This window comes from Vibrio sp. YT-15 (assembly GCF_033337445.1).
GTDB classification, from domain to species: domain Bacteria; phylum Pseudomonadota; class Gammaproteobacteria; order Enterobacterales; family Vibrionaceae; genus Vibrio; species Vibrio alginolyticus.
Genome location: NZ_JAWOQR010000002.1, coordinates 126,287 through 148,164, shown reverse-complemented (window position 1 = coordinate 148,164; position 21,878 = coordinate 126,287). Strand labels below are relative to the sequence as shown.

Genomic DNA, 21,878 nt, shown 5'->3' with positions numbered 1-21,878 from the left:
TTTTAAAAACGGATCTTCAGATGACAAAACGGATCGATGATCCGATTCAACCAGAGGGAATCGGATCGGTAGCTGTGCGCTTGGAACAATTGATTGGCGAAGAAAGCTTACGCCAGTTCGCAAAGCGTACTGAAGTAACAGAAGGAGCTTTAAGAAAGATACTTAAAGGCTCGATACCCAACCTAGAAACAGCATTTAAGATAGCCTCAGCCTGTGGTGTATCTATTGATTGGTTGGCAACAGGCAAAGAAAGCAGCCAAGATGGCAAAGCAGCTGACGCTACTCCAGCTAAGCCTTCTCCTATCAATCCAGTAGAAGTGTTTGAAGAGGAGTTTTGCTTAGTACCAGGCTTCCATATTCAGGTTTCAGCCGGCAATGGCTGTGATGCATTTGACCAGGAACCTAAGCGTTGGCTGGCTTTCAGAAAGAAATACCTTAAGTTCAAGAGATTAAACCCTGAGCGCTGTGCTGTTGTGTTCGTGAGAGGCGACTCTATGGCCGACACTATTACAGACAATGACTCATTGTTGGTTGATAGGGATTCAACAACCCCTATTGACGGCAAAATATATGTGGTTCGCCTGGGTGATGAGCTTTATGCCAAGAGAATCCAGAAGAGCTATGACGGCTCACTGACTCTTATCAGTGACAACAAGGATTACGCTCCAATCGAAGTACCAAAAGACAAGCTAGATCAGTTGTGCATCGTAGGCCGTGTGGTTCAGAGAGCTACAGACATTTAAATGAGCTTTAAACGCCAAATCGGATACTCTTTATCAATTTGAGCGTTTTCTCATTTTTTGCGCTAACTAGGAAAATTTCAGCAGATTTTTTTCATTTCTAGTGGATTTTGTTTTTTCGAGCTGATAGTATCCTCAGCCGTTGAAAGACGTGGACTTCCGACTTATTTCGGCCAAATCCTATCTATTCCTTATGTTTTTCATATTAGATGGTAGGTTACATGAGTGCTCGGTAAGATTCGTCCCGCTTTCAAGCAAAGCAATTCCTCCTTAGCTCAGTTGGTAGAGCGACGGACTGTTAATCCGCAGGTCGCTGGTTCGAGCCCAGCAGGAGGAGCCAGATTATAGAAAAGCCGTGTCGCAAGACACGGCTTTTTTTGTATCTTAATCGCCATGAAATCTAAGCCAATCTAGGCGTCATAAAATCACACCGAAATAAGTTCAAATTACAGAACTCATAACATTGTCATAGATAGTGTTCTCACAGTACCACACATTTAATTCTGTCTCTTTTCTAGCAAAAAACAATCATAACCAATTGAATCTATTATTAATGCAATTTAATCATTGAAAAAATGAAAAGCATTCATTTTACTCATACCAAATAAATCCATACGATTAAAAGGGTTAAGAATGGTTCCGTCCTACTCGTCGCCTCCATTCTAATTATCAATAACTTAGGGATTTACTTATGACTATTCCGACAACTGACATGCTAGATGCATGGGCTGGATTTACTGCTGGTGAATGGCAAAACTCTGTCAACACTCGTGACTTCATCCAAAAAAACTATACACCCTATGAGGGAGACGAGACTTTCTTAGCTGAAGTTAGCGAATCCACTTCAGCATTATGGAACCAAGTGCTTGAAGGCATAAAACAAGAAAGCCGCACACACGCCCCTATTGATTTTGACACAGACTTGCCCTCAACAATCACTTCCCACGATGCAGGCTACATCAACAAAGATCTGGAAAAGATCGTTGGCTTACAAACTGATCAACCGCTAAAACGTGCAATCATCGCCAATGGCGGGATTCGCATGGTAAAAAACTCGTGCGAAGTTTATGGCCGCGAGCTAGATCCAACGGTTGAAAAAATCTTCACTGAATACCGTAAAACTCACAACAAAGCGTGTTTCGACCTTTACACCCAAGAAATTCTGGCGTGTCGTAAATCAGGCATCATCACGGGCCTTCCTGATGCTTATGGCCGTGGTCGTATCATTGGTGACTATCGTCGTCTCGCCCTATACGGTATCGACTTCTTAAAAGCAGACAAAAAAGAGCAATACAACTCAACACAAACGTTCTTAGAACAAGGCAACGATCTTGAGAAAACACTTCGTCTGCGCGAAGAAATAGCCGATCAAGTTCAAGCGCTTGAAGACATTCGTCAAATGGGTCTGAAATACGGCATTGATATGTCGCTACCTGCAAAAACTGCACAAGAAGCGATCCAATTTACCTACTTTGGCTACCTAGCGGCGGTTAAATCGCAAAACGGCGCAGCAATGTCACTGGGCCGTACTTCGACTTTCCTAGACGTCTATCTAGAACGCGATATAGCAAACGGTTTGATTGATGAATCACAAGCGCAAGAAATGATTGACCACTTCATCATGAAGCTACGCATGGTTCGCTTCCTACGCACACCAGAATACGATTCATTGTTCTCTGGCGACCCAATCTGGGCAACCGAAGCCATGGCTGGTATGGGCGTTGATGGCCGTACGCTAGTATCTAAAACGACATTCCGGTACTTACATACTCTACATACTATGGGCCCTGCTCCTGAGCCAAACATGACGATTCTTTGGTCAGAGCAATTACCTGAAGCGTTCAAACAATATGCTGCAAAAGTGTCGATTGATACCTCTTCGGTTCAATACGAAAACGACGATCTAATGCGTCCTGATTTCGACAATGACGACTACGCGATTGCCTGTTGTGTGAGCCCGCAGGTTGTTGGTCAGCACATGCAATTCTTTGGTGCACGTGCCAACCTTGCAAAAGCACTGCTTTACACCATCAATGGTGGTATCGATGAAAAATCGAAAGCGCAAGTGGGTCCGGTAGTGGACAAAGTTCAAGATGAAATTCTCGACTTTGACGCTTTGATGCCTCGTTTCGACAATATGTTGGAGTGGCTAGCAACGCAATACGTCACAGCGTTGAACATCATCCATTACTCACATGACCGTTACAGCTACGAAGCATCACTGATGGCACTGATGGATCGCGACGTGCACCGCACGATGGCGTGTGGTATTGCAGGTCTGTCTGTTGTCGCTGACTCTTTGGCGGCAATTAAATACGCGACCGTGAAACCTGTTCGTGATGAAGATGGCATCGCCGTTGATTTTGAAATCGAAGGTGATTATCCAAAATTTGGTAACAACGATGCCCGTGTTGATGACATCGCTTGTGATCTAGTTGAGCGCTTCATGAAGAAAATTCAGAAGATGCACACCTACCGCGAAGCAGTGCCAACTCAATCGATTTTAACAATCACATCTAACGTGGTTTACGGTAAAAAAACGGGTAATACACCTGATGGCCGTCTCGCAGGTATGCCTTTTGGACCGGGTGCAAACCCAATGCACGGTCGTGATGAAAAAGGGGCGGTTGCGTCTCTGGCATCGGTGTCTAAATTACCGTTTGCTTACGCTAAAGATGGTATTTCTTACACTTTCTCAATTGTGCCGAGCGCATTGGGTAAAGATGACTTGAGTCAGAAGAAGAACCTAGCTGCGCTAATGGATGGTTACTTCCATCACGAAGCAAGCAACGAGGGCATTGCGATTGAAGGTGGTCAACACCTTAACGTCAACGTTCTAGACCGAGAGATGTTATTGGATGCGGTTGAACATCCAGAGAAATACCCTCAGTTGACGATTCGAGTGTCTGGTTATGCGGTACGTTTTAACTCTCTAACGACAGAGCAACAGCAAGACGTCATCACTCGTACCTTCACGAATAAGATATAAACACAGTCCATCAAGCACTCAGAAAGTTTAAATAATTAGCTTGTAAATATGCATTGCCCGCCTCTCTTTTCTACCTGGGAGAGGCGGGCTTTTTTTAAAATCACACATTAGATGAAAATTAATAGGTAGTATCCTCTCGCTAACAATACATTCAGCAAACGATTCAATTTCTTATTGATTCATCAAAATAGATCAAATAGACGACTATTTTTCCATCGTGTATGTAAAACCACATCGTTCACTGGTTGTTATTGGTGTCACAAAACACGATAATATCAAGATCGGATTTTAAGAACGTAATAACTATGACCGAATATGTTTTGTTGTTGGTCGGCACTGTGCTGGTGAACAACTTTGTACTGGTGAAGTTTTTGGGCCTATGTCCTTTCATGGGCGTGTCCAAAAAACTGGAAACAGCAATAGGTATGGGCTTAGCGACAACTTTTGTGCTAACGCTCGCGTCAGTGTGTGCGTATTTAGTGGAAAGCTACATCCTTCGTCCACTGGGTATTGAGTACCTTCGAACCATGAGTTTTATTTTGGTGATAGCCGTTGTGGTGCAGTTCACCGAAATGGTTGTGCACAAAACCAGCCCGACGCTTTATCGCTTGCTTGGCATTTTCTTACCGCTGATCACAACAAACTGCGCAGTATTGGGCGTGGCACTTCTTAACATTAATGAAAACCATAACTTTATTGAATCGATCATCTACGGCTTCGGCGCCGCTGTTGGTTTCTCATTGGTGTTGATACTTTTTGCATCCATGCGAGAGCGCATAGCCGCCGCCGACGTTCCTGTGCCTTTTAAAGGGGCATCAATAGCAATGATTACAGCAGGTTTAATGTCACTCGCCTTTATGGGCTTTACAGGTTTGGTGAAGTAAGCGATGAGTACGATTTTAATTGCGATTATCGCGTTAGCGGTTCTGGCTGCGATTTTCGGCGCGATACTTGGTTTTGCTTCTATTCGCTTTAAAGTTGAAGCGGACCCTATTGTGGATCAAATCGACGCCATTTTACCGCAAACTCAATGCGGTCAATGTGGCTACCCTGGTTGCCGCCCTTATGCTGAAGCAATTGCAAATGGCGACCACATCAACAAATGTCCCCCTGGTGGTCAGGCAACAATCGAAAAGCTCGCCGACTTAATGGGTGTTGAGCCAGAAGAATCTGCGCACGATCTCGACAGCAAAATTCCAACCGTTGCGTTTATTCATGAAGACATGTGTATTGGCTGCACTAAGTGTATTCAGGCGTGTCCGGTGGATGCAATTGTAGGCGGAACAAAGGCGGTCCATACCGTAATCAAAGATGAATGTACGGGCTGTGACTTGTGTGTTGCCCCATGTCCGACTGATTGTATTGAAATGATTCCTGTGGCAACGACCACAGAAAGCTGGAAGTGGCAACTTCACTCCATTCCGGTACTTAACATTACGGATGCTGCCGACAATGCAGCGAACGTGAAAGATTCAATTAAGTAAGGTTTCACATGTTGTCTTTGATTGAACAAATTCGTACAGGCGCGCTTTGGGATTTCCCAGGTGGTGTGCATCCGGCAGAAAATAAAAAGCAGTCCAACAAAACTGAACTCGCTCATGCGGCTATCCCGTCAGAAATTGTATTGCCGCTAAAACAGCACATTGGTAAAGCGGGTAACCTACTGGTTGCCGAAGGTGACTACTTATTAAAAGGTCAGCCATTAACGCAATCGGAGACCGGCTTTACGGTTCCAGTGCATGCTCCAACATCAGGTACGCTCACCGCGATTGAGCCACGAACTGTCGCGCACCCTTCTGGGTTAAGTGAGTTGTGCGCAGTCATCACGCCTGATGGGAAAGATGCATGGTGTGAAAGAAACCCCGTCGCAGATTACCAACAAGAAACCCCTGACGCACTGATTGATATTATTCGTCTCGCTGGTATTTCTGGTATGGGTGGCGCAGGCTTCCCTACTGCAAAAAAAATCCAATCAGGTTTTGCTCGTACCGAGATTCTTATCGTTAATGCAGCAGAGTGCGAGCCATACATCACGTCTGATGACAAGCTCATGCAAGAACATGCCGAAGAGCTTATTCAAGGTATCGAAATTGTCGAACATATCCTGACACCAAAGCTCACGATTATTGGCATTGAAGACAACAAACCAGAAGCAATCAAAGCGCTAGAAGCTGCGGCTATAAACAAAGACATCGTTATTCGCGTTATCCCAACTAAATACCCTTCTGGCGGTGAAAAACAGCTGATCAAAATTTTAACCAATAAAGAAGTGCCAAGTGGCGCGATTCCAGCAGATATTGGTATTTTGGTCCAGAATGTTGGTTCTCTTTACGCTATAAAACGCGCAGTCATCGACGGTGAGCCGATGATAAAACGCATCGTGACTCTCACTGGTAAAACCTTCAAACAACCACGCAACGTTTGGGCATTATTAGGGACACCAGTACAAGCACTGTTGGATGAGTTTGGCTATAAAGCAGATAAGAAGTTACAGCGTTTAATTATGGGTGGGCCAATGATGGGCTTTACCCTTCCTCACTCCCAAGTGCCGATTACCAAGACAGCAAACTGTATCCTTGCTCCGACTCGTCGTGAGATCTCTCCGCACCAGTATGAGATGGAATGTATTCGCTGTAGCCAATGTGCAGAAGCGTGCCCTGCTTCGCTGCTGCCTCAACAACTGCAATGGCATGCAAAAGCTGAAGAGTATGACAAACTCGAAGAATTAAACTTAAAGGATTGTATCGAGTGCGGCGCTTGTGCGTTTGTATGTCCAAGTGAAATTCCGCTCGTACAGTACTACCGCCAAGCGAAAGCAGAAATTAGAACTAGAACACAAGAAGCGGAAGCTGCAGAGCGAGCAAAACTGCGTTTTGAAGAGAAAAAAGCGCGTATGGAACGCGAAAAAGCAGAACGTGAAAATCGCTTCAAGAAAGCTGCCGATCAGCGCCGTAAAGAGATGAAGTCTTCTGGCGGCGATGATGCGATAGCAGCAGCAATCGCACGAGTGAAAGCTCAAAAGACAGAAACCACAGAAAAAGCAGAGCCAGCAGTAAAACCCGCCGTAGCGGCAGCCATTGCCAAAGCGAAGGCGAAACAAGCGGCAGCAGCTAAAGCAGGCTCTAGTGAACCTGATAACTCAGAAATGGCAAAACTGCGCGAAGAACGCAAACGTCTTGCTCGCGAACGTAAAGCGCAAAAAGAACAAGGCGAAACGCCAGACAATAACGCTGATGATAAAAAATCGGCAGTTGCGGCCGCCATCGCCCGAGCTAAAGCGAAAAAAGCACAACAAGAAGATTCAACTGAATCTGTAGAATCGGAAACGTCTGCGCAGCAAGACGGCGATCCGAAAAAAGCCGCGGTTGCTGCTGCCATTGCACGTGCCAAAGCACGTAAAGCGAAGCAAGCAGACTCAACTGAAGCGGAAGAAGCTGACGCACCTGCCGAGCAAACCGAAGATCCGAAAAAAGCCACCGTGGCTGCTGCGATTGCACGTGCCAAAGCACGAAAAGCGAAGCAAGCAGACTCAATTGAAGCGGAAGAAGCCGAAGCACCTGCCGAGCAAACCGAAGATCCGAAAAAAGCCGCCGTGGCTGCCGCGATTGCACGTGCCAAAGCACGTAAAGCGAAACAAGCAGACTCAACTGAAGCGGAAGAAGCTGAAGCACCTGCTGAGCAAACCGACGATCCGAAGAAAGCCGCAGTGGCTGCTGCCATTGCACGTGCCAAAGCGCGCAAAGCGAAGCCAGAAACGCAAACAGAGCCTGTTGAAGAAGCAACCTCCGAAGAACCAGAAGTGGATCCGAAGAAAGCCGCGGTTGCCGCAGCAATTGCGCGCGCGAAGGCACGCAAAGCGCAACAAGAAGCTAATAAAAATAATACTGAGGAGAACGAGTAGTGTCGTTTTTTATTGCCAGTTCACCGCATACCCACAGTCGTCGTAGTACGCCAGACTTAATGAAATGGGTGGCACTTTGCGCACTTCCAGGTTTAGTAGCTCAAACCTACTTCTTTGGCTGGGGTACGCTTATTCAACTGATTTTTGCCATTGCAGTCGCTGTATCCCTTGAAGCCTTAGTCATGATCTGTCGTAAACGCTCACCAATGAGAGCGCTACGTGATAACAGTGCAATAGTTACCGCTTGGTTGTTAGCCGTTGCTATACCACCATGGTCTCCGTGGTGGATTATGGTGATCGGGCTTATTTTTGCGATAGTAATCGCTAAACACCTCTATGGTGGCCTTGGACAAAACTTATTCAACCCTGCAATGGTCGCTTATGTGGTCTTGTTGATCTCTTTCCCAGTACAAATGACGAGTTGGAGTGCACCGACATCACTCATACCTGATCATGTAAATTTTGCAGATACACTCTCTTTAATTTTTACGGGCTATGATTACGACGGCTTATCACTTCAGCAAGTTCGCTCAGGTGTTGACGGCGTGACAATGGCGACACCACTTGATGCATTTAAGACTGGCATTCTTACAGGTGCCACTCCAAGCGAAGTAATGTCGCAGCCAATATTTGATGGCTTAGGTGGTATTGGTTGGCAATGGGTAAACCTTGCTTACCTTCTTGGCGGCATAGTCATGATCAAAAAGCGTATCATCCAATGGTATATTCCAGCAGGTTTCCTTGCGAGTCTGACTCTGTTTAGCCTCGTGTTCACGTTGCTGACGCCAGGGGAAACTGCGTCGCCAGTTTTACACTTGTTATCTGGTGCAACCATGCTTGGCGCATTCTTTATTGCAACCGATCCCGTTTCGGCGTCTACCACCGTCAAAGGACGTTTAATCTTCGGTGCGCTTATTGGTGCTTTGGTTTTTATCATTCGCAGTTGGGGCGGTTTCCCAGATGGTGTTGCATTTGCAGTGTTGCTTGCAAATATGTGTGTGCCACTGATCGATTACTACACCAAACCTAGAACTTACGGTCACTGAGGTAAACATGTTAACCGCTATTAGAAAAAATGGTCTGACACTCGCGATATTTGCCTGTGCAACAACCGGATTAGTCGCCCTTACTCAGTACCTAACAAAAGACCAAATCAAGGTACAAGAGCAAAAACAATTACTTTCTGTTTTGAATCAAGTCATTCCAGAAAACATGCATGACAACGCACTCACACAAGCTTGTACAATGGTCACGTCTCCAGATCTGGGGACATTACGTGCGATGCCAGCCTACCTCGCCACGAAGAATGGTGAACCAACAGCAATCGCAATAGAATCTATCGCGCCAGATGGCTACAATGGTGAGATAAAAGTGATTACTGGGATTGATAATCAGGGCAATATTTTGGGGACACGCGTCCTAAACCACCAAGAAACCCCTGGTCTGGGCGATAAAATCGATCTTCGTGTCACCGACTGGATCCTGAGCTTTACAGGAAAACAAGTCACGGAAAACAATTGGAATTCGTGGAAAGTTCGTAAAGATGGCGGCGATTTCGATCAATTTACTGGTGCAACGATCACGCCAAGAGCCGTCGTAAAAGTGGTGCGAAATACCGTTAACTACGTAAACCAATCTCGTGAAGACATTCTTAGCCAGCCGTTAGGCTGTGAAGGAGAGCAGTAATGAATGAGAATAAATTACTGATGAAAAACGGTATGTGGAGTAATAACCCCGCTCTCGTACAACTGCTGGGCTTATGTCCACTGCTAGCGGTTTCTTCCACGATAACCAATGCATTAGGTCTTGGTATTGCAACCTTACTCGTGCTAGTTGGATCCAACGTAACAGTTTCTCTTATCCGTAACTATGTGCCAAAAGAGATCCGTATACCTGTATTCGTTATGATCATTGCCTCACTCGTTACCTGCGTTCAGTTGTTAATGAATGCCTATGCGTACGGTTTGTACCTGTCTCTAGGTATCTTTATTCCTCTGATTGTAACGAACTGTATTATTATTGGCCGAGCAGAAGCTTACGCGTCAAAAAATGATGTTGCACCCGCTGCGCTAGATGGTTTGTGGATGGGCCTTGGTATGACGAGCGTCTTGGTTGTTTTAGGTGCCATGCGCGAATTAATTGGTAATGGCACACTATTCGACGGAGCAGACCTTCTCCTAGGAGACTGGGCTTCAGCTCTACGGATTCAAGTTTTCCAATTTGACAATAGCTTCCTGTTAGCGCTTCTCCCACCTGGTGCATTTATCGGTGTTGGGCTGTTGATAGCGCTCAAAAATGTCATAGATAATTCAATTCAGGCACGTCAACCAAAAGAAGAAAAACCAACCATAGAACGTGCTCGCGTCACTAACGCATAACAAGATAAGGCTCTGTCATAGGAGCCTTTTTCATAAACCGCAGAGACGGTATTGGAAGTCAGCAATGAACAAAATAAAAAGAATCGAAATTCTTGAGCGATTACGAGAAAACAATCCGAATCCTCAAACTGAGCTTAACTGGAGCTCCCCTTTTGAGCTGCTAATCGCTGTATTACTATCAGCTCAAGCAACCGATGTAAGCGTCAATAAAGCCACCGATAAGCTTTTCCCTGTAGCGAATACACCTCAAAGCATTCTTGATTTGGGAGTCGATGGCTTAAAAGAATACATAAAGACCATCGGTTTGTTTAACTCAAAGGCAGAAAACACAATCAAGACTTGTAAGATCTTGTTGGAAAAACACAATGGTGAAGTTCCTGAAGATCGTGCAGCGTTAGAAGCGCTACCAGGCGTAGGTCGCAAGACCGCAAACGTCGTGCTCAACACCGCTTTTGGTTGGCCAACTATTGCCGTCGATACGCACATTTATCGCGTGTCGAATCGCACTAAATTTGCGATGGGAAAAACGGTTGATGATGTCGAGCAGAAGCTATTAAAAGTTGTGCCAAAAGAGTTCAAACTCGATGTGCACCACTGGCTCATTCTTCATGGTCGTTATACGTGCGTAGCAAGAAAGCCTCGCTGCGGTAGCTGCATTATCGAAGATTTGTGCGAATATAAAGAGAAAGTATACCCAGATAGCTAACGCTATTTGTAAATCAAAGCTAGGAGCAAAAAATGTCAAACGGTCGAATTCTCCACACTATGCTTCGCGTAGGTGATCTAGACAAATCCATCAAGTTTTACACTGAAGTTATGGGCATGCAGCTGCTTCGTACTAACGAAAATAAAGAGTACGAATACACGCTAGCGTTTCTTGGTTATGGTGACGAATCCCAAGGTGCAGTGATCGAACTGACTTACAACTGGGGTAAAACTGAGTATGACTTAGGTACCGCTTTTGGTCATATCGCCATTGGTGTTGACGATATCTACACAACTTGCGACGCTATCAAAGCGGCGGGCGGTAATGTGACGCGTGAGCCAGGTCCAGTAAAAGGCGGAAGCACGCACATTGCATTCGTAAAAGACCCAGATGGTTATATGATTGAGCTTATTCAAAATAAGCAAGCTTCAGCAGGTCTTGAAGGCTAAGCGGCACTTCTAATAATCACTTGTACTGCAAGTTGAACTCCGATTACAGGCAGGTCTGCGATCTGCCTGTCCTTTTATAAACAAAACTCTTTACTTGATAATGGTTATCGTTTAGATTTATCCGCAACTTCGATATGCGGGATTACGATAATGATCAGTGAATGGGAAAAACACACACTTCTAGCCGATACGGCACTTCAACTAGATGACCCTGTTCGCAGCATTCTTCATTACCAGCAAGCCCTAAGCCTGAGTGAAGATATTAGCGAATGTGTGGAAATTGAGGCGGACGAGCGATTATTAATTTCTGTGATTTCTTGTCATAACTTAGCTCAGTTCTGGCGTTGGGCCGGAGATACTGACTATGAACTCAAATACCTTCAACTGGCCTCTGAGAAAGTCTTAACACTTATCCCACAATGCCCAAATAAAGAGTGTGCAAGCTTTATCGACTCGATAGGATGCTGTACTAAGGCGTTGATAGACTTTATGAAGCGTCACCCTAATCCAGCTATTGCCAAACAGGTTGAAAAAATAGATACCGCAACCAATTGCGAAGTCATTGCCAAATTCCGCTTAAACTAACATTCAAATTATACAGCAGGAATCACCGAAAGGTGCTTGGCAAAATACCACTAAAATATTATTAACAACGTCAGTAAATCAAAAACGCCGAAACTTTCAGCTTCGGCGTTTTTATAAGCATCACACTTGGGTTCGCCCTAGAGATATCACGACTCGGCGGTTTTTGTCTTTTCCTATTGGGGAACCGTTATCTGCAATAGGACGACGCTTGCCGTACCCTTGCACTTGAATTCGATCTTCCGGTAGCCCTAGAGACTGAAAATAGTCACGAAGTGACTCTGCACGTCGCTCTGATAAACTTTGACTCGCACTTTTACCATCGGTTGAATCTGTGTACGTCGCCACCAGCACGAGATCGATATCTTGATTATGTCGGATATAATCTGCAATTTGTGATAAACGCTTTTTAGAAGCCTTGGTTAACTGATCACCTTGTCTTTCGTAGTGCAAAATCGTAAAAGCAATGTCCTCAAAACTATATTTCAATAAGTTGGAAATACAGTCGCTAAACGCGTTGTACTTGTTTTGAAATAGTACTGATGACAATGCGACTTCAATTCTCTGATCTCGGCTCTGCCAATCTTGGTAACTAAAAGTCGGATAACGGCCTTTTTCCAGCTCAGACAAAATGCCCCATGCTGTTTGCCCTCCGACATAACCATCAAACTGTTTAAAAAACTTTAGGTTTGTAATTCGATCGGCGTGTTCACCTGGCCGCCAAGGTGGCGGCATAGAAATGAGACTGACGTTACGTGTTTCTCCCATCGGACGACGCATTTTTAACTCAAAGTCTAAATTGATTTTTTTATTCGCACGAGATGAAAATACCGCATCTCCAAAGCTTGGAATGGGGTGTACAAGCTGACATTCTAATGGTGTATTGACCACCATTTCCCATTGAGATTGCTGTGGAGTTGCAGCATAACGTTTGCCCATCAAAGCGAAGCTGCTTGTGCTAAACAACGAAAATACAACACCACTGGTAATCAGCCATTTCTTCATCTAATACTGTCTCTTAAACGGCAGCCTGTTGCCGTCAATTTGCATCAATAAAACCACTTCAACCGGCATGCAAAAATCTCGCCAATATAGGGTTATCTGTCACACTGCCATTAATGTGAGCCACCGTGTTCCAATCACCTTAACCGCCACTTAGCGTTTTACTTCCTCATGTTTTATCGGTTTACATGATGCAAAGTATGGCGAATAAACGTCTACATAATATGCAATACAAACTTATTGATTGGATGCAAAATAGAATTCCGGTTTTCTCTTAAATTGCGGTTTTTCTCATCGGTATAATCTGCAATAATGCAGCCTTCGTCACACAAAAATAAGCCAACATGACACTAGAAAATGAAGCTCTAACCTTGAAAAAACGCTTTCGTGGTTATTTCCCTGTGGTAGTAGACGTTGAGACCGCTGGTTTCAATGCTCAAACTGATGCACTTTTAGAAATCTGTGCCGTTACGTTGAAAATGGACGAACATGGCGTGTTGCATCCGGCCTCCACCATTCATTTTCATGTGGAACCATTTGAAGGCGCTAACTTAGAAAAAGAAGCGCTTGAATTCAATGGTATTCGTGACCCTTTCAGCCCTCTTCGAGGTGCTGTTTCTGAGCAAGAGGCGCTAAAGGAAATTTATAAGCTTATTCGCAAAGAACAAAAAGCCGCAGATTGCTCACGTGCAATTATGGTTGCTCATAACGCAGCATTCGACTTGGGTTTTGTAAACGCAGCAAATGAACGCTGTAAACTAAAAAGAGTCCCTTTTCATCCCTTTGCTACTTTTGATACGGCTACATTAAGTGGCCTTGCTTATGGCCAAACAGTTCTCGCTAAAGCATGCAAAACAGCCGGGATGGAATTTGATAACCGTGAAGCACACTCTGCGCTTTACGATACACAAAAAACAGCAGAATTATTCTGCGGTATTGTCAACAAATGGAAGGCCCTCGGCGGTTGGCCGCTTGTCGACGAAGAATAATAAGTAAACACAACATATTAGGAAAAGTATGAATCCTGTCGTTATATCAGTGTGCGTCATGCTCGTGTTAGCATTGATGCGCGTAAACGTGGTGGTTGCCCTCACGTTTAGTGCCATCGTAGGCGGCCTAGTCGCAGGCATGAGCCTTGGGGATACGGTTGCCGCATTTGAAAGTGGTCTAGGTGGCGGTGCAACTATCGCGCTAAGCTACGCCATGTTAGGTACTTTCGCTGTTGCCATCTCGAAATCAGGCATCACGGATCTACTGGCCAAAAGTGTTATCAAGCGCTTAAATGGTAAAGAAAACTCGGCGTCAACTACCGGGTTAAAGTACGCGGTGTTAGTCGCGCTCGTTCTTGTCACTATGTCATCTCAAAACGTAATTCCGGTCCATATCGCCTTTATTCCAATTTTGATTCCACCTCTTTTGGGCGTATTTGCGAAACTTAAGCTCGATCGACGTTTGGTCGCGTGTGTTCTTACCTTCGGTTTGATCACACCTTACATGATCTTACCTGTTGGTTTCGGCGGTATTTTCTTAAACAACATTCTATTAAAGAACCTACATGACAACGGTTTGGAGAATGTGATTGCAAGCCAAGTCCCAACCGCCATGTTACTGCCAGGTGCAGGGATGCTGTTTGGTCTATTACTGGCTATCTTTGTGAGCTATCGTAAACCGCGTGTCTACAAAGAAACTGAGTTGACTGTCGTTGACGAAACCGATCACGTCATTAATAAAAAGCACATCTTAGTTGCGGCACTTGGTATTGTCGCTGCTTTGGGTGTTCAGCTTTACACGGGTTCAATGATTATCGGTGCTCTAGCTGGCTTTATGGTGTTCACTTTCGGCGGCGTTATCGCATGGAAAGAGACGCACGACGTGTTCACTAAAGGTGTACACATGATGGCAATGATTGGCTTCATCATGATCGCAGCGGCAGGTTTTGCAGCAGTAATGAAGCAAACTGGCGGTGTTGAAACACTAGTACAATCGCTATCAACCAGCATCGGTGACAATAAGCCTCTAGCTGCACTACTGATGCTGATCGTTGGCCTATTAGTAACAATGGGCATTGGTTCATCGTTCTCTACGATTCCAATCCTTGCAACTATCTATGTGCCTCTTGCGCTAGCATTCGGTTTCTCGCCGATGGCAACGATTGCACTGGTAGGTACTGCAGCGGCGTTAGGTGATGCAGGCTCTCCAGCTTCTGACTCTACATTAGGCCCTACATCTGGTCTAAATGCCGACGGTCAACATGAGCACATTTGGGAAACAGTCGTTCCAACCTTTATCCATTATAATATCCCTCTAATCATCTTTGGTTGGATTGCAGCAATGGTGCTTTAATACTATTGTTTGGATGGATATACATTAGTTACGAAAAAGCCGCTCAATGAGCGGCTTTTTGTTATTCATAACTGTGGTTATTGCGCTGGCATATTGTCAATAATACGCTCACGAATCAGCTTCAAGGTTGGTTCTGTCGACAGGTAATCGATGGCAATCGGAAAATAAGCGTCGTTAATTTTAAGAACCAAGCTAGGGTAAGAGTTCACACCTAGGCTCTTTGCAAGGCTCAATTGATCTTCGAACACACCCTCTAAGAAAGAGCCATCCATGTCATTCTTGAATTGCTGAACATTCAAGCCAATTTCTCTCGCTAGTTGCAAGTGAGTGGCTTCTTCATGAGGAGGCATCGCACGTAAGTAATACGCATGCTGAATCGCTTCTAGCATCTGCTCATAAGAGTCTTGAAAGCCCGCTGCAATAACCGCACGACAAGATTGGTAAGTGCTTCTAACTGGCGTACAAAGCTTCCAGAAATCGTAGTTAAACTTAGTGCCTAACTGGCGCTCAATCTGCTTCCAAATACCTTCGAGTTTTTGTTGCATCTCGGGCGGCATCGGTAAATTAGTATCTGGCGCAAGACCACCAACCACATACTCAAACTGAATCACTCCTGGCAGTTGCTGTTTTAGTTTATCCAGCGTTGGTTTGTAACCCCAACACCAACTGCACATTGGGTCATGCACGTAGTAAAGCTTTATGTTCATTCCACTAACCTAAAAAGAAAAAGGAGCCAGTACGGCTCCTTCGTATTCTATCGCTAAATGTGAGTATTTACGAATTACTCAGCTTGATCTTCAGCGCGCGCTGCTGCTTCTTTGATTAGAGGCTGCAGTTCACCTTTTTGGAACATTTCTAGAATAATGTCACAACCGCCGATAAGCTCACCTTCAACCCATAGTTGAGGAAAAGTTGGCCATTGCGCGTACTTTGGTAACTCAGCACGGATATCTGGGTTTTGCAGAATGTCTACGTAAGCGAACTTCTCACCACATGCCATTAGTGCCTGTGACGCTTGAGAAGAGAAACCACAGCTAGGTAGTTTCGGTGATCCTTTCATGTACAGCAGGATTGAGTTTTCAGAGATCTGCTGTTTGATTTTGTCGATAGTTTCCATCGCTTCCTCATTCATGGGTTTGAACTTTATTTATTTGCCACATTCTACTCAATAACGACAGAATAAAAACCATATAATTAATAAGGCTTAATTTTAGGTTGCTCATTGGCGAGCAATGCAGCACTTCACCACTGCTAACCTCTTAAAATATTTTCATATCGGGGTTTTAATAAAGTAAAAACTTGCTAAAATACTTACCAAGTCAGCCTTAAAGGCGACATAGCTATAAAAAAACACTGGAAGCAATCGAAAGGTCATCCTTTCACATCAATGGAGAATCGAGTAATGGCATTTGAACTACCAGCTCTTCCTTACGCGAAAGACGCACTAGAACCACACATCTCAGCAGAGACTCTAGACTACCACCACGGTAAGCACCACAACACTTACGTTGTTAAGCTTAACGGTCTTATCCCTGGTACTGAGTTCGAAGGCAAAACTCTAGAAGAGATCATCAAGACTTCTACTGGTGGCGTATTCAACAACGCAGCGCAAATCTGGAACCACACGTTCTACTGGCACTGTCTTGCTCCAAATGCGGGCGGCGAGCCAACTGGCGCAGTTGCAGACGCAATCAACGCAGCATTCGGTTCTTTTGAAGAATTCAAAGCGAAGTTTACTGATTCAGCAATCAACAACTTCGGTTCTTCATGGACTTGGCTGGTTAAGAAAGCTGATGGCTCTCTAGAGATCGTTAACACTTCTAACGCTGCTACTCCTCTAACAGAAGAAGGTACAAAACCACTTCTAACTGTTGACCTATGGGAACACGCGTACTACATCGATTACCGCAACGTACGTCCTGATTACATGAACGGCTTCTGGGCTCTAGTAAACTGGGACTTCGTAGCTGAGAACCTAGCGAAGTAATATACTTCCCCCTAAGTTCAATTTAGTCTTATTCAAAAGCTCGCTATTTAGCGGGCTTTTTTTTTCGCCTTCCCTAGCACCTTTAAATAATTCCCTCTTTTACTAAAGTTCTTCTTAGCCACGCCGTTAAAAGAGCATCGAGCGAGGAACATCATGCAAATTCATACGTTAGACAAAGCTGCAATTATCAACGAACTTCAGTTCGGTAATGGTATTAACCATGCCGTACACGAAGGTCGTCGTGCGGATTTCTCGCTGATTCTGTCTATGTTCTCTAATGATGTTCGCGATGTGGTCCCAGTTGAAGAGGTCCAGGAAGTCATCACCAGTGACAGTATTCTTCGCCAACAATTGGGTTTATCGCAACCTCAAGCTCTTCGTTCTGATAGCAGCAGCTATGAACTCGCAGCTGAACAAGCGAAACAGTTTCACGATGCAGGATTGCCTTCCGCAAAGCTGAGCCATTACCTAAAACCAGATGCGCTGACTTACCTGCCTGAAGACACATTCAACCTACCAGAGGAGGTTTATCACAACCTATCTGGTCATGAGCGACGCAGATTGGGCGAACGCAACAAACAACTGATCCCAGATGCTGGGCTATATAATCAGCTAGTGACGGCTCAACGTCAGCATCAAATTCAAGCTAAAGCATAGAGATCCGCTTTTTATCCAATAGCTTGCAATACCTACACGTCAGAAATGTGACGTCTTACAAATTACCGCACAATAGTCCTCACTCGAAAGCGTTAGTTTGAAGCCTTTCACACTGAACTCAACGAATTTCAACCATGCTATTAGCACAAACCACTGGTGTATTGTTTTTCACATATGGATACAGTGAAGGTGCTATGGATATCAAAGAATCAATTATTCTCGTCACGTCTGCAGGTTCGGTTATAGGAAGAACCTGTGCAAATCACTTTGCTCACCTTGGAGCAACGTTGATTCTTTGTGACCAAAATTCTAGCGCTTTGAGAGCGAGCTATGAGCAAATCAGCGCTTTCACTGACAAAGTGTATGCGATGAATGTGTGTAGTGATAACACAACGTCCATTAACTTATTGTTTGACCAGATAGAATCACAGCTACGTGCGACACCAGATGTGATTGTTAATTGCTGGACCAGCTCTCCTATGCCTGGCTTAATGGCGCCAGAACCAATGAGTACTTACATTGATCACTTGTCGTCTGCGGCACGCTTCCTTTATACCTACGGCCAAGTAGGAGCAGAGCGCTTTCGAGCCAGAAACAAGAAAGGCGTCATTGTTAACGTCATTTCTCATGACAACCATGAAGACTTTACGGGAGTTGAAAGCATGGCGGCGTTGGTGTCAGGTTTTACTCACAGCTGGGCAAAAGAACTCACACCATTCAACATTCGAGTGGGCGGCGTTATTCCCTCGGTAAATCATACAAAAGAAGAGCTCAACGAGAGACACTGGGCTGAGATCCAAGACGAACTAGTCCGCAACACAGCATACATCGTCGCGAATGAATACTTCAGTGGCCGAGTAGTTGCGACCGAAGTGTAAGCATACACAGCAACTCTGTTTTCCCAAGCCAGATGTAACTCCTGCACCAAAATAAAAAAAGCCCCAGTCATTTGACTGGGGCTTTAACCTTTTCCCGATTAAGGTTCCGTGCTAGCGAAAACCTTGCTCACTCGATTTTTTAATTACGCGTCAGCTTTTTCTTTCTTTGCTTTAGGTGCTGCTTTTGCTGCTTCTTGGTCTGCTTTCTTCTTGATAACAGTTGTACCTTCGAAAGTTTCGCCTTCAACAAATGCTTTACCGTAGTAAGAAGCCATCAACACATCTTTAAGTTCGCTGATTAGAGGGTAACGTGGGTTCGCACCAGTACATTGGTCATCGAACGCTTCTACCGCTAGCTCATCCAGTTTCGCTACGAAATCTGATTCAGCAACACCTGCCGCTTGGATAGACATTGGGATGTCTAGGTTAACTTTTAGTTCATCCAACCATGCTAGTAGACGTTCAATCTTCTGAGCAGTACGGTCACCTTCTTGGCTTAGGCCTAGGTGGTCAGCAACTTCAGCGTAACGACGACGTGCTTGTGGACGGTCGTATTGAGAGAACGCAGTTTGTTTAGTTGGATTGTCGTTCGCGTTGTAACGTACCACGTTAGAGATAAGTAGTGCGTTAGCTAGGCCGTGTGGCAAGTGGAACTCAGCACCCAGTTTGTGAGCCATTGAGTGACAAACACCTAGGAATGCGTTCGCAAATGCAACACCAGCGATAGTAGCTGCGTTGTGTACTTTCTCACGAGCGATTGGGTCATTTGCACCGTTCGCATAGCTTGATGGTAGGTACTCTTTTAGCATCTTAAGTGCTTGAAGAGCTTGGCCATCTGAGTATTCGTTAGCAAGAACTGATACGTAAGCTTCTAGAGCGTGAGTTACTGCATCGTAACCACCAAATGCTGTTAGAGACTTAGGCATGTTCATTACTAGGTTCGCATCAACGATTGCCATGTTTGGCGTGATTTCGTAGTCAGCTAGTGGGTATTTCGCACCAGTCTTGTCGTCAGTAACAACCGCGAATGGAGTAACTTCTGAGCCAGTACCTGAAGTTGTAGTGATACATACAAGCTCAGCTTTTTTACCCATTTTAGGGAACTTGTAGATACGTTTACGGATGTCCATAAAGCGCATTGCTAGTTCTTCAAAGTGAGTTTCTGGGTGTTCGTACATTACCCACATGATTTTCGCTGCATCCATTGGTGAACCACCGCCTAGCGCTAGGATAACGTCAGGTTGGTAGCTAGCCATTTGAGCCGCACCTTTTTCTACTACAGACAGTGTTGGGTCAGCTTCAACATCGAAGAATGTTTGAACTTCCATGCCTTGAGCTTTCAGTAGGCTTACTACGTCATCTGCGTAACCGTTGTTGAATAGGAAACGGTCAGTTACTAGGAATGCACGTTTCTTACCTTCTAGGTCGCCAAGCGCGATTGGAAGGCTACCACGACGGAAGTAGATTGACTTAGGTAGTTTATGCCACAACATGTTTTCAGCTCGCTTCGCTACAGTTTTCTTGTTGATTAGGTGTTTAGGACCTACGTTCTCAGAGATAGAGTTACCACCCCAAGAACCACAACCTAGCGTTAGAGATGGCGCAACGTTGAAGTTGTACAAGTCACCGATACCACCGTGAGTAGTCGGGATGTTGATTAGGATACGAGCTGTCTTCATCTTGTCACCGAAGTAACGGATACGATCAGCGTTAGTATCTTGGTTAGTGTAAAGACCAGATGTGTGGCCGATACCACCAATCTCAACCATAGTTACCGCTTGAGCAACCGCATCTTCGAAGTTGTCAGCACGGAATAGACCTAGAGTTGGAGATAGTTTCTCGTGAGCGAATGCGTCATCGTGAGATACTTTACCCAGACCTTCACCAACAAGAACTTTAGTGTCTGCTGGAACTTTAACGCCTGCCATTTCAGCGATTGCTGCTGCTGGCTGACCTACGATTTTCGCGTTTAGCGCGCCATCGATAAGAAGAACTTTACGAACTTTATCAGCTTCTGCTTTGCTTAGGACATACGCTTTGTGAGAAGCAAAACGCTCTTTCACTTCGTCGTATACTTCGTCAACTACGATTGCAGCCTGCTCAGAAGCACATACTACACCGTTGTCGAAAGTCTTAGACATAAGGATAGAAGCAACAGCACGTTTGATGTCTGCTGTTTCATCGATAACAACAGGAACGTTACCTGCACCTACACCGATTGCTGGCTTACCAGAAGAGTAAGCGGCTTTAACCATGCCTGGACCACCAGTTGCAAGGATAAGAGCGATATCATCGTGTTTCATTAGAGCGTTTGAAAGCTCAACAGAAGGCTGGTCGATCCAACCGATGATGTCTTTTGGTGCGCCTGCTGCTACTGCTGCATCTAGAACGAGTTTAGCTGCATCGTTAGTTGAGTTTTTCGCACGTGGGTGTGGTGAGAAGATGATACCGTTACGAGTCTTCAAAGAGATTAGAGATTTGAAGATCGCTGTAGAAGTTGGGTTAGTCGTTGGTACGATACCGCAGATGATGCCTACAGGCTCAGCGATAGTCATAGTACCTAGGTTGTCATCCTCTTCTAAGATGCCACACGTTTGTTCGTCTTTGTATTTGTTGTAGATAAACTCAGAAGCAAAGTGGTTCTTGATTACTTTATCTTCAACAATACCCATACCAGATTCTTCTACCGCTTGTTGAGCTAGCGGGATACGGGCCTGGTTAGCTGCAAGCGATGCTGCACGAAAGATTTTATCTACTTGCTCTTGAGAGTAAGTAGCGAACTCTTCTTGCGCTTTCTTAACGCGAGCAACCATTGCATCTAGTTCAGCCATATTAGTTACAGGCATAGGGAATCTCCTAAAATTAACAAATATTAAAAACTTTTTACTAAGGCTATTACTTATCGTTTTTACTGTTTATCAGTCACTTAGAAAACAAACGTCTTAGTAAATTGCTTTCAGGACTGAGTATAATATTTCAGAGTGTGAAAAAAATTGACTTGGATCAGTTCTCACCACCTAAATACTACCAAAGTGGTGCCTCATCACACCAAAATGACATAAATCACTGATAAACAAATAAATTAACTTTCATTTTTTATTGAGTAAAAAAGAAGCAAATGGACAAATAAATAAAAGAAACTACAACAACCTGTAAAAAAGTTTCATTTTTGACCAACAAAATTACATGTAGGCCCAATTCTTTGTGCTACTGAGAGTATATCGAACCGAATACATCTCTCTACAAACCACCTTGGTTTTTATCAA

The 21,878-nt window shown here is 44.6% G+C and carries 20 protein-coding genes and 1 tRNA gene; 17 read left to right on the top strand and 4 right to left on the bottom strand.

Annotation, left to right across the window (positions count from 1 at the left end):
• The first annotated feature begins 20 nt into the window (after positions 1-20).
• From R7D93_RS04745 to R7D93_RS04690, 12 genes are all read left to right on the top strand, one after another.
• Entirely contained in the window at positions 21-743 is a 723-nt protein-coding gene (locus R7D93_RS04745) for an XRE family transcriptional regulator (protein ID WP_140249196.1), read from the top strand.
• Between the two features lie 261 nt (positions 744-1,004).
• Positions 1,005-1,080: transfer RNA gene (locus tag R7D93_RS04740), tRNA-Asn, on the top strand.
• A 351-nt stretch (positions 1,081-1,431) separates the two neighbouring features.
• Entirely contained in the window at positions 1,432-3,729 is a 2,298-nt protein-coding gene (gene pflB, locus R7D93_RS04735; protein ID WP_205390964.1) for a formate C-acetyltransferase, read from the top strand.
• Between the two features lie 305 nt (positions 3,730-4,034).
• Positions 4,035-4,613: an electron transport complex subunit RsxA gene (gene rsxA, locus R7D93_RS04730; protein WP_005380762.1), complete on the top strand. Its 579-nt coding sequence runs from the start codon at positions 4,035-4,037 to the stop codon at positions 4,611-4,613.
• Between the two features lie 3 nt (positions 4,614-4,616).
• Positions 4,617-5,213, top strand: a complete 597-nt coding sequence (gene rsxB / locus R7D93_RS04725) for an electron transport complex subunit RsxB (protein WP_005380760.1) — start codon at positions 4,617-4,619, stop codon at positions 5,211-5,213.
• A gap of 8 nt (positions 5,214-5,221) precedes the next feature.
• The gene (gene rsxC, locus R7D93_RS04720) at positions 5,222-7,630 is read left to right on the top strand and encodes an electron transport complex subunit RsxC (RefSeq protein WP_225495436.1); all 2,409 of its coding nucleotides are present in this window, start codon (positions 5,222-5,224) and stop codon (positions 7,628-7,630) included.
• On the top strand, positions 7,630-8,676 hold the full coding sequence (rsxD, locus tag R7D93_RS04715; RefSeq protein WP_005390256.1) for an electron transport complex subunit RsxD: 1,047 nt from the start codon (positions 7,630-7,632) through the stop codon (positions 8,674-8,676). Before rsxC ends, rsxD begins: the two co-directional genes overlap by 1 nt.
• A 7-nt stretch (positions 8,677-8,683) precedes the next feature.
• Complete coding sequence (gene rsxG / locus R7D93_RS04710) at positions 8,684-9,316, top strand: electron transport complex subunit RsxG (RefSeq protein WP_005380747.1); 633 nt, start codon at positions 8,684-8,686, stop codon at positions 9,314-9,316.
• On the top strand, positions 9,316-10,008 hold the full coding sequence (locus R7D93_RS04705; protein WP_005380745.1) for an electron transport complex subunit E: 693 nt from the start codon (positions 9,316-9,318) through the stop codon (positions 10,006-10,008). The genes rsxG and R7D93_RS04705 overlap by 1 nt, the downstream gene beginning before the upstream one ends.
• Before the next feature lie 64 nt (positions 10,009-10,072).
• Positions 10,073-10,714: an endonuclease III gene (gene nth, locus R7D93_RS04700; protein ID WP_005380743.1), complete on the top strand. Its 642-nt coding sequence runs from the start codon at positions 10,073-10,075 to the stop codon at positions 10,712-10,714.
• A gap of 32 nt (positions 10,715-10,746) precedes the next feature.
• Positions 10,747-11,163 (top strand): lactoylglutathione lyase, encoded by a 417-nt coding sequence (gloA, locus tag R7D93_RS04695; RefSeq protein ID WP_005380739.1) that lies wholly within the window; start codon positions 10,747-10,749, stop codon positions 11,161-11,163.
• Positions 11,164-11,313: 150 nt separating this feature from the next.
• Positions 11,314-11,748: a DUF2753 domain-containing protein gene (locus R7D93_RS04690; RefSeq protein ID WP_005384886.1), complete on the top strand. Its 435-nt coding sequence runs from the start codon at positions 11,314-11,316 to the stop codon at positions 11,746-11,748.
• Between the two features lie 120 nt (positions 11,749-11,868).
• Here R7D93_RS04690 and motY read toward each other — a convergent pair whose 3' ends face one another.
• A complete protein-coding gene (motY, locus tag R7D93_RS04685; protein ID WP_005384887.1) occupies positions 11,869-12,750 on the bottom strand; it encodes a flagellar protein MotY in 882 nt (293 codons plus the stop codon).
• 341 nt (positions 12,751-13,091) lie between these two features.
• Here motY and rnt point away from each other — a divergent pair, with 341 nt between their 5' ends.
• Positions 13,092-13,736, top strand: coding sequence for a ribonuclease T (gene rnt, locus R7D93_RS04680; RefSeq protein ID WP_005384888.1), 645 nt, complete (start codon positions 13,092-13,094; stop codon positions 13,734-13,736).
• A gap of 28 nt (positions 13,737-13,764) precedes the next feature.
• Positions 13,765-15,090 carry a Na+/H+ antiporter family protein gene (locus R7D93_RS04675; protein ID WP_005384889.1) on the top strand — a complete coding sequence of 442 codons (1,326 nt, stop codon included), beginning with the start codon at positions 13,765-13,767 and terminating at the stop codon, positions 15,088-15,090.
• Positions 15,091-15,167: 77 nt separating this feature from the next.
• On the opposite strand, the gene R7D93_RS04670 is transcribed toward R7D93_RS04675, so the two are convergent.
• Both R7D93_RS04670 and R7D93_RS04665 read right to left on the bottom strand, forming a co-directional pair.
• Entirely contained in the window at positions 15,168-15,797 is a 630-nt protein-coding gene (locus tag R7D93_RS04670; protein ID WP_005384890.1) for a DsbA family protein, read from the bottom strand.
• 74 nt (positions 15,798-15,871) lie between these two features.
• Positions 15,872-16,207 (bottom strand): Grx4 family monothiol glutaredoxin, encoded by a 336-nt coding sequence (locus tag R7D93_RS04665; protein ID WP_017635833.1) that lies wholly within the window; start codon positions 16,205-16,207, stop codon positions 15,872-15,874.
• 285 nt (positions 16,208-16,492) lie between these two features.
• Here R7D93_RS04665 and sodB point away from each other — a divergent pair, with 285 nt between their 5' ends.
• From sodB to R7D93_RS04650, 3 genes are all read left to right on the top strand, one after another.
• Positions 16,493-17,077: a superoxide dismutase [Fe] gene (gene sodB / locus R7D93_RS04660; protein ID WP_225495491.1), complete on the top strand. Its 585-nt coding sequence runs from the start codon at positions 16,493-16,495 to the stop codon at positions 17,075-17,077.
• Between the two features lie 153 nt (positions 17,078-17,230).
• Positions 17,231-17,734: a VC2046/SO_2500 family protein gene (locus tag R7D93_RS04655; RefSeq protein ID WP_033907342.1), complete on the top strand. Its 504-nt coding sequence runs from the start codon at positions 17,231-17,233 to the stop codon at positions 17,732-17,734.
• A 134-nt stretch (positions 17,735-17,868) separates the two neighbouring features.
• Positions 17,869-18,612 carry an SDR family oxidoreductase gene (locus tag R7D93_RS04650; RefSeq protein WP_005380732.1) on the top strand — a complete coding sequence of 248 codons (744 nt, stop codon included), beginning with the start codon at positions 17,869-17,871 and terminating at the stop codon, positions 18,610-18,612.
• 143 nt (positions 18,613-18,755) lie between these two features.
• On the opposite strand, the gene adhE is transcribed toward R7D93_RS04650, so the two are convergent.
• A complete protein-coding gene (gene adhE / locus R7D93_RS04645; RefSeq protein ID WP_005380731.1) occupies positions 18,756-21,458 on the bottom strand; it encodes a bifunctional acetaldehyde-CoA/alcohol dehydrogenase in 2,703 nt (900 codons plus the stop codon).
• Positions 21,459-21,878: the final 420 nt, after the last annotated feature.